This window comes from Pseudomonas sp. LBUM920, from assembly GCF_003852315.1.
Taxonomy (GTDB): Bacteria; Pseudomonadota; Gammaproteobacteria; order Pseudomonadales; family Pseudomonadaceae; genus Aquipseudomonas.
This window is the reverse complement of record NZ_CP027762.1, coordinates 1,151,185-1,164,185: the sequence shown is the minus strand read 5'-3', so window position 1 is coordinate 1,164,185 and position 13,001 is coordinate 1,151,185. Positions and strand designations below refer to the sequence as shown.

Sequence of the window (13,001 nt, the reverse complement as noted above, 5' to 3'; positions counted from 1 at the left end):
TTTCGATTGGTAAAATTACCCTTAGAGGGTAATTATTGGACTTGGGTGTCTTATGGAAAAGTACACACCTCATTACGATCTGGCGGTGATAAAAGCGGATGTCATCAGGTTGGGCGAGAGAGCATTTACGGCCAGCGCGCGCGAGGGGGCACGACAACTTGAATTGAGCATCGGCCAGATGCGGCTTGTGATCTGCGCTCTTGAGCATCGTATGTTGTACAAATCGATGACGACCTATTCAGACCACCGGGTGTGGCAGGACGTCTATTTGATCAAAATTTTCGGTACGGAGATTTACATCAAAGTGACTTACCGCCCTAGCGGTGGGGCTCCCGTAATCTCCTTCAAGGAGAACACCTTATGAAAACCCAGCAATGTATGAGCTGCGGATCTCATGACGCAATGCAGCATTTCGAAGGACGTACCTTCACGATCAACACTCGCGGCATGACCCGCGATATTCCAGGCATTGCGGGCTGGGAATGCCAGGCCTGCAAGGAAATCGAATTCGATCACGACGACGACAGCGCAGAGCGTTATTCCGTCGCCAGTGACCAATTGTTGATCGACGCGAGGAAAATCATTGCCGCCGAAATGAAGCGGATCCGCCGAAAACTGCACCTGACGCAAAAGGAAGCGGTGAAAACATTGATCGGACGCGGGCACAATGCATTTTCCCGCTATGAAAGGGCTGAGATTTTTCCGCCCGAGCCGCTGCTCACACTGATGCGCCTGCTGGATAAACATCCGCACCTGCTGGCCGAGATAAAAACCCTCAATGTCGGCGAAGACCTGAACCAATTGCTTATTGCACAAGACGCGCAACAGCTCGCAACTAAAGCCTTCGCATAAAACCAGCAGGCAAAAATAAACCCGGCACCAGGCCGGGTTTATCGTTTCAAACATCGATCAATGCAAAATTTGGCTCAAGAACAACTTGGTCCGATCATTCTGCGGGTTGTCGAAGAAGTCATTCGGCGCCGCCTGTTCGACGATCTCGCCCTTGTCCATGAAGATCACGCGGTTGGCCACGGTGCGGGCAAAGCCCATTTCGTGGGTCACGCACAACATGGTCATGCCGTCTTCGGCCAGACCGATCATGGTGTCCAGCACCTCTTTCACCATTTCCGGATCGAGTGCCGACGTCGGCTCATCGAACAGCATGATTTTGGGCTTCATGCACAACGCACGGGCAATCGCCACGCGCTGTTGCTGGCCGCCGGAGAGTTGGCCCGGAAACTTGTGGGCCTGCTCCGGAATACGCACGCGCTCCAGGTAATGCATGGCAATTTCTTCAGCCTTGCGCTTGGGCATCTTGCGCACCCACATCGGCGCCAGCGTGCAGTTCTGCAGGATGGTCAGGTGCGGGAACAGGTTGAAGTGCTGGAACACCATGCCGACTTCGCGGCGGATCGCTTCGATCTGCTTGAGGTCGTTGGTCAGTTCCACGCCATCGACCACGATGCGGCCTTGCTGATGCTCTTCCAGACGGTTGAGGCAGCGGATGGTGGTGGACTTGCCCGAACCCGACGGGCCGCACAGCACGATACGCTCGCCCTGCTTGACGTTGAGGTTGATGTCTTTCAACACGTGGAACTGGCCGTACCACTTGTTGACGCCCTGCATCTGGATAATGCCTTCAGGGCTCACAGGCTGTTTGATCGCTTCGCTCATAACAACAACTCCTAACGCTTGTGGCCTGTGTCGAGCTTGTGTTCCAAATGAATGGAATAGCGCGACATACCAAAACAGAAAATCCAGAACACCAGGGCGGCGAACACGTAGCCTTCAGTGGCCATGCCCAACCATTTCGGGTCGGCGGCGGCTTGCTTGACGCTGTTGAGCAGGTCGAACAGGCCGATGATAATCACCAGGCTGGTGTCCTTGAACAGCGCAATAAACGTGTTGACGATGCCGGGAATCACCAGCTTCAGGGCTTGCGGCAGAATCACCAGGCCCATGCTGCGCCAGTAACCCAGGCCCATCGCCGCGGCCGCTTCGTACTGCCCCTTGGGAATCGCCTGCAAGCCACCGCGCACCACTTCCGCCACGTAGGCCGACTGGAACAGGATCACGCCGATCAGCGCCCGCAGCAGTTTGTCGATGCTCATGCCCTCGGGCAGGAACAGCGGCAGCATCACCGAGGACATGAACAGCACGGTGATCAACGGCACGCCGCGCCAGAACTCGATGAAGGTCACGCACACCACTCGAATCGCCGGCATGTTCGATCGCCGCCCCAATGCCAGCACAATGCCCAGCGGCAACGCACCGGCAATACCGACGGTGGCGATGACCAGGGTCAGCATCAGGCCGCCCCACTGGCTGGTGGCTACGTTGGTCAGGCCAAAGATGCCGCCGTGCAGCAGGAAGTACGCAATGATCGGGTACAGCACCAGAAAGCTCAGGCCGTAGACCGCCTTGCGTTGAAAACGCGAGATGAACAACGGCGCCACGCCGACGATGGCCAGCCACACGGTCAGGTCCACACGCCAGCGCAGGTCGCCGGGGTAGTAGCCGTACATGAACTGCCCGAAACGCTGTTGGATAAACACCCAGCAGGCACCCTCTTTGGTGCAGTCTGCGCGCGTGGTCCCGACCCAGTTCGCGTCCAGAATCGCCCAGTGCAGGATCGGCGGCACGATCAGGTAGATCAGGTAAAACGCCAACAAGGTCAGCAAGGTATTCAGCCAGCTGGAAAACAGGTTGGCGCGCATCCATGCCATCGGCCCGAAGACTTTGTTCGGCGGCGGCATATCAGGTTTGAAAGTATGCGAAGTCATGTGCGTTTCCTCACCGCTCGATCAGCGCAATGCGCTTGTTGTACCAGTTCATCAGCAGGGAAATGCTGATGCTGATCGCCAGGTACACGCTCATGGTGATGGCAATAACCTCGATGGCCTGGCCGGTCTGGTTGAGCACCGTACCGGCAAACAGCGACACCATTTCCGGGTAGCCGATACCGGCGGCCAACGACGAGTTCTTCGCCAGGTTCAGGTATTGGCTGGTCAGCGGCGGAATGATCACCCGCAGGGCTTGCGGAATGATGACCTTGCGCAGCGTCGGCCCAGGGCGCAGCCCCAGAGAGCGCGCGGCTTCGGTCTGGCCGTGGCTGACGGACTTGATGCCCGAACGCACGATCTCGGCAATAAACGCCGCCGTGTAGACGGTAAGCGCCAGGGTCAATGCCAGCAGTTCGGGGATCAGTACCCAGCCGCCCACGAAGTTGAAGCCTTGCAGCTTGGGCATTTCCCAATGCAGTGGCGCGCCGAAGATCAGGGCGCACAGCGCCGGGATCAGAATGAACAACGCCAGACCCGCCCAGAACTTATGGAAGGGTACGCCGGTGGCTTCAAAGCGCTTGTTGGCCCAGCGAGCCATCAGCACGATTGCCACGATGGCGACCACGACGCTGACCACAAACGGCCAGAAACCGTCGGCGGCAATCGCTGCCGGCATGTTCAGGCCACGGCTGCTGACAAAGAACGTGTCACCAAAGTTATGGCTGTTGCGCGGCCCCGGCATGGTCAGGAACACCGCGAAGTACCAGAACAGGATCTGCAACAGCGGTGGGATGTTGCGGAAGACTTCCACATACACCGTCGCCAGTTTGTTGATCATCCAGTTGGGCGACAAACGCGCCACGCCGATGATGAAGCCGAGCAGGGTCGCCAGGACCACACCGATCACGGTCACCAGCAAGGTGTTGAGCAGACCGATCACAAAGACGCGGGCATAGCTGTCCGATTCGGTGTAGTCGATCAAGTGCTGAGCGATGCCGAAGCCGGCACTGCGCTCAAGAAAGTCGAACCCCGAGGTAATGCCCCGGTGTTGAAGGTTGGTCTGTGTATTGTTGAAGAGGTACCAGCCCAGCGCGACGACCGCCACAATCGTGATGATCTGGAAGAGCCACGCACGCACTTTAGGGTCGCTGAAGCTGAGCTTCTGCTTGGGTGCGCCGATTTGATTTTGCATGAAGTGCCCCGCAAATAATGGAACAGAACATCACCCGGTGGTTGGCCCACCGGGTGATAGAACCATCAGCGATCAGCGCACAGGGGGTGCGTATTGAATGCCACCGTTGGTCCACAGTGCGTTCAAGCCACGGTCGATTTCCAGTGGTGTGCTTTTGCCGAGGTTTTTCTCGAACACTTCACCGTAGTTACCGACCTGCTTGACGATCTGGACAACCCAATCTTTCTTCACTTTCAGGTCTTTGCCGTATTCGCCGTCAGCACCCAGCAGACGCGCAACGTCCGGGTTCTTGGTGGACTTGGCTTCAGCTTCGACGTTTTTCGAAGTGATACCGGCTTCTTCAGCGTTGAGCATGGCGTAGCCAACCCAGCGCACGATGGCCAGCCACTCGTCGTCGCCGTTACGCACGACCGGGCCCAGAGGTTCTTTGGAAATGGTTTCCGGCAGCACCACGTAGTCTTTCGGCGAGGCCAGCTTGCTGCGCTGTGCGTAGAGCTGGGACTTGTCGGAGGTCAGCACGTCGCAACGACCGGATTCCAGCGACTTGGCGCTTTCATCGGAGGTGTCGAAGGTGATCGGGGTGTATTTGAGGTTGTTGGCGCGGAAGTAGTCCGACACGTTCAGCTCAGTGGTGGTACCGGCCTGGATGCAGATGGTTGCACCGTCCAGTTCCTTGGCACTTTTCACGCCGAGCTTGTTGTTAACCAGGAAGCCAACACCGTCGTAGTAGGTGATGAAGCCCGGGAATTTCAGGCCCATGCCGGCATCGCGAGAGCTGGTCATGGTGGTGTTGCGCGACAGGATGTCGACTTCGCCGGACTGAAGCGCGGTGAAACGCTCCTTGGCGTTCAACTGGCTGAATTTGACCTTGGTCGCATCACCGAAAACGGCAGCGGCCACAGCGCGGCAAACGTCAGCGTCGATCCCCAGGATCTTGCCGCTGGCATCCGGCACCGAGAAACCCGGCAGGCCGTCACTCACGCCACATTGCACGAAGCCTTTCTTCTGCACAGCGTCCAGGGTTGCGCCGGCTTGGGCGAAACCACTGACACCCAATACGGCGGCCGCGCACACGATGGCCAGGGTGGATTTCAATACCTTCATTCAAACCTCCAGTTTTGCTCTTGTTGTGTCGGAGCTCGAACCTCAGCGCACCCTTATGAGGCGATATCGACCCGTGTTGGCTTTTTTTAGGGTCAAGCGGCATGAAGTTGTCGCAGTAATTCCAGTTGCTATCCCCCAAGCGGCAGTCACTGATAGTGTTACCGTCGTGAGTTAGTCCTGACATCGACCTACACATAGCAAGGCCCGTACCAGAGTGATGGCTGAGTCGTTTCAGCCCATGGTCAATAGGAAAAGATTCAACCTTGCGACATTCTCTTAACAGATCAACCCGTCACGCACCGTTCCGACGCACCCAATCGGAGCGCACGCACATTAATGGAGCAGACATGACCGAACCCTTGATTCTTCAGCCCGCCAAGCCCGCAGACGCCTGCGTAATCTGGTTGCATGGCCTGGGTGCCGATCGCTACGACTTCCTGCCGGTGGCCGAGGCGCTGCAGGAAAAATTGTTGACCACCCGCTTTGTGTTGCCTCAGGCGCCGACGCGTGCGGTGACCATCAATGGCGGCTACGAGATGCCCAGTTGGTACGACATCAAGGCCATGAGCCCGGCCCGTTCGATCAGCCTGGAAGAGCTGGAAGCCTCCACCACCATGGTCACGGACTTGATCGAGGAGCAGAAGAGAACCGGAATAGACGCCTCGCGTATTTTCCTTGCCGGTTTTTCCCAGGGTGGCGCCGTGGTATTCCACACCGCTTTCCTTAAATGGCAGGGCCCGCTGGGCGGCGTCATTGCCCTCTCCACCTACGCCCCCACCTTTGGCGATGAGCTGCAATTGTCCGCCAGCCAACAACGCATTCCCGCGCTGTGCCTGCACGGCCAGTACGATGATGTGGTGCAGAACGCCATGGGCCGCAGCGCCTACGAGCATTTGAAGAGCCGTGGTGTCACCGTGACATGGCAGGAATACCCAATGGGGCACGAAGTGTTACCCCAGGAGATACACGACATCGGAACCTGGCTGACCGCTTGCCTGGGCTGAAAACCGCACATTATGTAGCCGTGTGACCAACGCACTACGCCGCGCCCGATTCTTGCATTACACTGGCCGGCGTACATTCCTTAACCAATTAATGAGATGACCGTGCTCAAAGCACTCAAGAAGATGTTCGGCAAAAGCGAGGCTGAGCCGCTCGCGCCTGCTCCCAGTGCTCCTGTCCCCTCATCCGGCAGCCGCAATGACGGTAAACAGCCAGACCGGACCGCACCTGTTGCCTCACCGAAGAAGCCACCGGTGATCGCGCCTGAACCGGCAAAATCCGCCGAGGCCGAGCCTGCACCTGCGCCCAAGGCACCCCGCCGCGAACGCGCGCCCAAAGCGCCCGTGATTGCGTGGAAACTTGAAGACTTCGTCGTCGAGCCACAGGAAGGCAAAACCCGCTTCCACGATTTCAAACTGGCGCCGGAACTGATGCACGCCATTCAGGACCTGGGGTTCCCGTACTGCACGCCGATCCAGGCGCAGGTGCTGGGTTTCACCCTCGCCGGCAAAGACGCCATCGGCCGCGCACAGACCGGCACCGGCAAGACCGCCGCGTTCCTGATCTCGATCATCACCCAGCTGCTGCAAACGCCGCCGCCCAAAGAACGCTACATGGGTGAGCCGCGCGCACTGATCATCGCGCCGACCCGCGAGCTGGTGGTACAGATCGCCAAGGACGCCGCCGACCTGACCAAGTACACCGGCCTCAACGTCATGACGTTCGTGGGCGGCATGGACTTCGACAAGCAGCTCAAGCACCTCGAAGCTCGCCATTGCGACATCCTGGTTGCCACCCCGGGCCGCCTGCTCGACTTTAACCAGCGTGGCGATGTGCACCTGGACATGGTCGAAGTAATGGTGCTGGACGAAGCCGACCGCATGCTCGACATGGGCTTCATCCCGCAAGTGCGTCAGATCATTCGCCAGACCCCGCCGAAAAACGAGCGCCAGACGCTGCTGTTCTCCGCGACCTTCACCGAAGACGTGATGAACCTCGCCAAGCAGTGGACCACCGACCCGTCCATCGTCGAGATCGAGGCACTGAACGTTGCCAGCGAAAACGTCGAACAGCACATCTACGCCGTGGCCGGCGCCGATAAGTACAAGCTGCTTTACAACCTGATCAATGACAACGGTTGGGAGCGCGTGATGGTGTTTGCCAACCGCAAGGACGAGGTGCGCCGCATCGAAGAACGCCTGGTACGCGATGGCGTCAACGCCGCGCAACTGTCGGGCGACGTGCCGCAGCACAAGCGCATCAAGACCCTGGAAGGCTTTCGCGAAGGCAAGATTCGCGTGCTGGTGGCCACCGACGTGGCCGGGCGCGGGATTCACATCGACGGCATCAGCCACGTGATCAACTTCACCCTGCCGGAAGTGCCGGACGACTACGTCCACCGCATAGGCCGTACCGGGCGTGCCGGCGCTGCGGGCGTGTCGATCAGTTTTGCAGGCGAGGATGACTCGTATCAGTTGCCTTCGATCGAGACGTTGCTGGGCCGCAAGATCAGCTGCGAGACGCCGCCGACGCATTTGCTGCGCGCTGTGGAACGTAAACGCCCGTAAGCTGAATGCGATTAAATATGTGGGAGCTGGCTTGCCTGCGATGCAGACACCTCGGTGAGTCAGTCCCACCGCGGTGATGCTTTCGCAGGCAAGCCAGCTCCCACATTGGGTTTTGCATCAACCTTACTTCCAACGATCCGCCGCCGCGTGATCGCTGCCCCGCCCTTCCACCCAACGCGGCCCTTCAGGCGTGTTTTCCTTCTTCCAGAACGGCGCCCGCGTCTTCAGGTAGTCCATCACAAATGCACAGGCCTCAAACGCGGCCTGGCGATGCGCGCTGGCGGCAGCCACAAACACAATCGGCTCGCCCGGTTCAAGCGCGCCGATCCGGTGCAGCACTTCCAGCTTGAGCAATGGCCAACGCTGTTCGGCCTCGACCGTTATCTTGGCCAAGGCTTTTTCGGTCATGCCCGGATAGTGCTCAAGAAACATCCCCGACACGTCGCGACCATCATTGAAGTCGCGCACATAGCCGACAAAACTCACCACCGCGCCGACGCCGACATTGGCTGCGTGCATCGCATTGACTTCGAAGCCCGGATCAAACGCCTCGGCCTGTACGCGAATGGCCATGCTCAGCCTCCCGTCACGGGCGGGAAAAACGCCACTTCGTCGCCGGGCTGCACCGGCTCATCAAGGCCGCACAGTTCTTCGTTACGCGCGCACATCAAGCTGGACTCATTGAGCACGGCAAACTCCGGGTCATTGGCCAACGCGAGGCGCACCGCATCGACGGTGGCGAAATCGCCTTCCATCTCCAGCGAATCAAAGCCCACCGCTTCGGCGTAGCGGGCAAAAAACAATACGTTGATGCTCATGCCTGGTCCGCCTTGAAATGCCCGCTTTTGCCGCCAAGCTTTTCCAGCAGGCGGATACTTTCGATGGTCATGCCGCGGTCCACGGCCTTGCACATGTCGTAGATCGTCAGCGCCGCGACGCTGGCGGCGGTCAGCGCCTCCATCTCCACGCCGGTCTGGCCGCTGAGCTTGCAGCGCGCAAGGATATGCACGGCGTCCACGCCGTCGGCGCGCAGCTCAACCTTTACACCGGTCAGCATCAGCGGGTGGCACAGCGGAATCAGATCACTGGTTTTTTTCGCCGCCTGAATCCCGGCAATACGGGCCACGGCAAACACGTCGCCCTTGGGGTGGGCGCCGTCGACAATCATTTTCAGGGTGTCGGGCAGCATGCGCACCCGCGCTTCGGCCACGGCCTCGCGGAACGTCACGGCTTTGTCAGTGACGTCGACCATGTGGGCGCGACCTTGGGAATCGAGATGAGTCAGCACAGGGATACTCCTGATCAGGAGCGGCAATTGTAAACCCGTGAGTCAAATTTGCGCAGAGCTGTTTATCCCATGAATAAAGGGGCGCAATGCGCCCCTCTATGCATGACAACACCAGGTTAGAAGCGGAAGGTGAATCCGGCATTGATCCCGTTGTTGTTACCGCGGTTGGACAGCAAACCGCTGTAGTTCAAGGACACCAGCGTGTCCTTGGTCAAGGCCATTTCCGCGCTGGCCTTGATCACCGCGCCATCACGCGCCACGGGCACGCTGTTGACAGCGAAGGCGGTGTCGCTGCCGGCAAACTTCAGCGAGGCGTCACGATCGGTGTCGCCAAACTGATGCTCCCAACCCAGCTCGCCGCGCAAGGTGACGGCCGAGGTCGAGCTGACCGGCAATTGGGTATGCGCGCGCAGGCCCAGGGTGGACAGCGTGGCGTCCTGGCTTTGCTTGCTGGCATGCAAAGCGGCGGCGCCGCCCTTCTCTTTGAACGAATCACTTTGGTAGTTCAGGTACGTCAGGTTGGCGAAGGGTTCGAACAGGTTCCATTGGGTGTAGCCGATCTCGGCAAACACCTGGTCGGTCCGCGCGTTGTAGTCGGCCTTGTCGTAGTCCGACTGGTTGGCGTAAGCCACGCGGCGCGAAGTGTCCAGGCGATGCCAGGTGGTGGCGCCACCCAAGCGCAGGGCAATCGCCTCGAAGCGTTTGCCGCCATAGACCGACAGGTGATAGTTGTCGCTGTCCGCCGAAGCCGACTCACCATTGAGATGGCTCTGGGTGTAGCCGGTCGCTGCGCCCACACGCCAGCCGTCGCCAACCTCGGTGTCCAGCCCCAGCAGCACACCACTGGTGGACGAGGAATAACCGCTGGCATTGTTGTCGCCGCTGACGTTGTTGCGACCACCCAACAGTTGCACCCAGCCGCCGTTGTCGCGGGCGTCGATCTGCGCACTGGAGTCCAGTGACTGAGCCTGTTGCAGCCGGCCGTTGACCGCCTCACGAAGGTAGCGGCTGTCAGCCATTTGCGCTGCCGCCACATCCGAATGCAGTTGCCCTGACAGCTGCTTGAACGCCGCCTGCGCCTGGGCTGCCGAGTCTGAAGCGAGCAGGCTTTCATACACTGGGCTACCCGCGCCCAATGCCTCGGCCGCCGTCGCCACGGCGCGCTCGTTACGGGTTTGCGCAACGCTGGCAAAGGTCGTCTGGTTGCGTTCTACGGCCAGGGTCAGCGCGTTAGGCTGGTAATTGAGTTGAGTCCCGATGAACAGATAATTAGGCGAGATCGCCGCAAACTGTCCGTTGATACCCTGGGTGGCGGTGAGGATGTTGAACGGCTGGCCCAACAAGCTACGCGCCTCGGTGGCGGACAACAGGTTAGGGCTGTTCTCCAGAGACACGGTCACCACACCGCCATTGAGGGTGGCGACGCCGCTGCTCTGGATCTGGTCGCTTCGCCCGTTGGGGCCGACTTCGACGGCATATACCGAGCCCGGGTTGAAGGTCACGTCGCCCGTGTGCAGCGTGCCAATCGAGTGACCCGGTGCCACACGGCCACCGCTGTTGACGGTCAAGGCACCCACCGTGCCGTTGCCGGCCAGCGTGCCGCCCAGCGTGGTTATCACGCCGTTATCGGCATTGCGCGTGCCCACAGCGCTGTCATCCACGGTTACGGCGGACGTCAATGAACCGTCCACCGACAGCTTGCCGCCGCGCACCCACGTGCTGCCGGAGTAGGTGTTCTGGCCTTCCAGCACCAGTTCGCCATCGCCGGACTTGGCCAGACTGCCGACATAGGTCGTGCCGGTGAGCAAGTCTTTGCCACGGGCCAGCGTTGCCTGTTCGCGCGCATGGCCGATTTCGTATTCAAACTGATCATCGTCAGAGGCATTCGCCGGCAAACCGTTGAGCCAACCTTTTTGTTGCTGGGTGGCGGCCCAGGTCGCCTGCTCGGTGGCGTCCTCTACACGGCGGGCGCGAATGGCTTCATCGGAAATCGGGTTAGCCCAGATATCGCGTGTGCCGGTAGGCAATGCCACCGCCACCGAACCCAGGAACTGCCCCGGCCCCTGCATGGCTTTTTGCAGGTTGGGCAAGCCCCATCCGCTGACCACGCCGGGCACTTGCGGGGTGCCTGGCGCGGCATCGTGCACCGGTTGCAGGTTGTCGTAGGTACGGCCGCCAGTCAGGGTGCCCACGGGCGTGTCCGGACCGTCCGGCGCTTGCAGGCTGGAAGTGGTCAGCAACACATCACGGGCTTGGCTGGCGGTCATGTAAGGGAAGCGCTGGATCACCAGCGCCAACGCCCCGGAGACGCTCGGTGCTGCGGCCGATGTACCGTTGGCATTCGGGATGATTTCACCTTCTGGCCCGGTGGACGGAATCCCCGAGACGCCCATCACGCACCACCACTTGGAGGTGCCGCAACGGTTGTAGACCTGCGCGCTGGTCTCGTCGTAACCGGTGATCGAGAGGAATTTGCCTTCGATGTCCGGCTTGAAAAACGGCAGGTTGGCGTTGGTGTCCGGGTTGGCACCGTGGCTGTCGTTACCCGCCGAGATGATCTGGATAAAGGTGTTTTGCCGCGCCGCGTCGGCCATGGCGTCCATCCAGGTTTTCTGCCCGGCGTGGGCCTTGTCCCAGAACGGGCGATAGGCAGCCTTCATGTCGCGCAAGTTGTCCGCCGCACTGTCGCCGACATCGCCGAAGTGGTTTTCTACGTCGTTGCGCGAGTTCTGCCCCCAGCTCTGGTTGACGATCGACACATTCTTCGCGGCGAGCGCGTTGTAGCTGGCCATGAACGCGTTGTAGTCCAGATCGTTTGAGCCCTGGAAGCGGTTGTCGTCGGTGCCGCCGGTATTGGCGACAAAAATATTCGCGTCAAACGCGATGCCGTGCATGCCGGTGCCGTTGCGGCTGGCGCCAAGTACACCGGACATTTCCGTACCGTGGCCGTCGTTGATGGTGGGGTCGTACTCACCGGAAATACTGAAGTGCTCGCCTTTTTGAAACTCGCCGTCCGGGGTGTCGTGGAGATAGCGCGGGTGGGTGGCGTAGTACTCGCCGGTGGACGTCACCGCCTGCACGCGGTCCTGGCCCTGGGCATTCTTGCCCTGGAACTCGAAGTGCTCGGTGAGAATGCCCGAGTCCAGCACGCCCACGTTCACACCTTTGCCGGTCATGCCCAAGGCATAGGCGTAGTACGCGTTGGTGCGGTCCAGGCCGGAGTTGACCTGGGCTTCGGGGGTTTTCCAGGTTTGCGCGTTGGCGCTCCAGTCACGGGTAGCGGCGGCCCAGGATTGGCCGGCGTTCAGCTGCGCGCTGAGGTTGCTGCTGACGCCCGGCTCTACGTAGGTGTAGGGCTTGGCAGCCGGCAGGTTGGCGAGGATAGCCTTGGAAAAATCGAGAATATTGGTGGTGTAACGTCCGCTGTTGCTGAAGAGCCGGCTGCGGTAGTAATCCAACCGCGAGGCGTAGTCCAGCGGGCGCTTGGTGTCGCCGAGCATGGCGCCGATGGTCAGGTTTTCGGGTTGCAGCTCGTAGTTTTGCTTGAGGGCTGAATCGAACTTGCCGGACTGTGCGGCGAAGTCCTTGGCGGCCAGATCGACGATGTCTGCGTAACCAAAGCGCAGGTTCTTGTAGACATCGGTGTTGGGGCCAAACGATGCCACGGCTTTCCTGAAGGCCGACTCCAACACCTGGGCGGTGTAGGGGTTGCTGTCATCTGCCCAGGCCATTGGGCCCTGACTCAGCCATAAGGCCAGGCCGAGTGCGATGGGCGTGAGAGGTATCGACCTGAAACCTGAGGCGCGCTTACGTTGAGACAAAGTGGAGCCATTACCTGCTACTTCCATGTTCCTTTCCCTTTGGATATGTGCGTCGTCAATGAGCGATGTATCGGGCTTTTTGTAATAGGCAGGGTCACGCAGAAAACCCACACGGGTCTTCAAAACGTCGTCGAATCAATGAGCTGGATTTCCGACGGGGGTCACGCAATGTTCTTATGGTTTTTGCGGCGAGAAAAAATGTAACAAAATAATTACAAAGTCCACAAGCACCCACGGCGCTAA

At 59.7% G+C, this 13,001-nt stretch carries 12 protein-coding genes; 4 read left to right on the top strand and 8 right to left on the bottom strand.

Annotated features, from left to right (window positions below; genetic code table 11):
* Positions 1-52: 52 nt before the first annotated feature.
* Entirely contained in the window at positions 53-364 is a 312-nt protein-coding gene (locus C4J83_RS05220) for a type II toxin-antitoxin system MqsR family toxin (RefSeq protein ID WP_119738450.1), read from the top strand.
* On the top strand, positions 361-852 hold the full coding sequence (locus tag C4J83_RS05215; protein ID WP_124416487.1) for a type II toxin-antitoxin system MqsA family antitoxin: 492 nt from the start codon (positions 361-363) through the stop codon (positions 850-852). The genes C4J83_RS05220 and C4J83_RS05215 overlap by 4 nt, the downstream gene beginning before the upstream one ends.
* 57 nt (positions 853-909) lie before the next feature.
* On the opposite strand, the gene C4J83_RS05210 is transcribed toward C4J83_RS05215, so the two are convergent.
* The 4 genes from C4J83_RS05210 to C4J83_RS05195 form a co-directional block, all read right to left on the bottom strand.
* Positions 910-1,674, bottom strand: a complete 765-nt coding sequence (locus C4J83_RS05210) for an amino acid ABC transporter ATP-binding protein (protein WP_003171943.1) — start codon at positions 1,672-1,674, stop codon at positions 910-912.
* Positions 1,675-1,685: 11 nt separating this feature from the next.
* Positions 1,686-2,783 (bottom strand): amino acid ABC transporter permease, encoded by a 1,098-nt coding sequence (locus tag C4J83_RS05205; protein ID WP_124416486.1) that lies wholly within the window; start codon positions 2,781-2,783, stop codon positions 1,686-1,688.
* Positions 2,784-2,793: 10 nt separating this feature from the next.
* Entirely contained in the window at positions 2,794-3,975 is a 1,182-nt protein-coding gene (locus C4J83_RS05200; protein ID WP_106579518.1) for an amino acid ABC transporter permease, read from the bottom strand.
* Between the two features lie 72 nt (positions 3,976-4,047).
* Positions 4,048-5,079, bottom strand: coding sequence for an amino acid ABC transporter substrate-binding protein (locus C4J83_RS05195; protein WP_106579519.1), 1,032 nt, complete (start codon positions 5,077-5,079; stop codon positions 4,048-4,050).
* 347 nt (positions 5,080-5,426) lie between these two features.
* Here C4J83_RS05195 and C4J83_RS05190 point away from each other — a divergent pair, with 347 nt between their 5' ends.
* Entirely contained in the window at positions 5,427-6,083 is a 657-nt protein-coding gene (locus tag C4J83_RS05190; protein ID WP_124416485.1) for an alpha/beta hydrolase, read from the top strand.
* Between the two features lie 96 nt (positions 6,084-6,179).
* Positions 6,180-7,649 (top strand): ATP-dependent RNA helicase RhlB, encoded by a 1,470-nt coding sequence (gene rhlB / locus C4J83_RS05185; RefSeq protein WP_124416484.1) that lies wholly within the window; start codon positions 6,180-6,182, stop codon positions 7,647-7,649.
* 123 nt (positions 7,650-7,772) lie between these two features.
* Here rhlB and moaE read toward each other — a convergent pair whose 3' ends face one another.
* The 4 genes from moaE to C4J83_RS05165 form a co-directional block, all read right to left on the bottom strand.
* Positions 7,773-8,222 (bottom strand): molybdopterin synthase catalytic subunit MoaE, encoded by a 450-nt coding sequence (gene moaE, locus C4J83_RS05180; RefSeq protein WP_106579522.1) that lies wholly within the window; start codon positions 8,220-8,222, stop codon positions 7,773-7,775.
* Between the two features lie 2 nt (positions 8,223-8,224).
* On the bottom strand, positions 8,225-8,467 hold the full coding sequence (moaD, locus tag C4J83_RS05175) for a molybdopterin converting factor subunit 1 (protein ID WP_124416483.1): 243 nt from the start codon (positions 8,465-8,467) through the stop codon (positions 8,225-8,227).
* Positions 8,464-8,937: a cyclic pyranopterin monophosphate synthase MoaC gene (moaC, locus tag C4J83_RS05170; protein ID WP_056858942.1), complete on the bottom strand. Its 474-nt coding sequence runs from the start codon at positions 8,935-8,937 to the stop codon at positions 8,464-8,466. Before moaC ends, moaD begins: the two co-directional genes overlap by 4 nt.
* Positions 8,938-9,053: 116 nt before the next feature.
* Entirely contained in the window at positions 9,054-12,785 is a 3,732-nt protein-coding gene (locus C4J83_RS05165) for an autotransporter domain-containing protein (protein WP_124416482.1), read from the bottom strand.
* Positions 12,786-13,001: the final 216 nt, after the last annotated feature.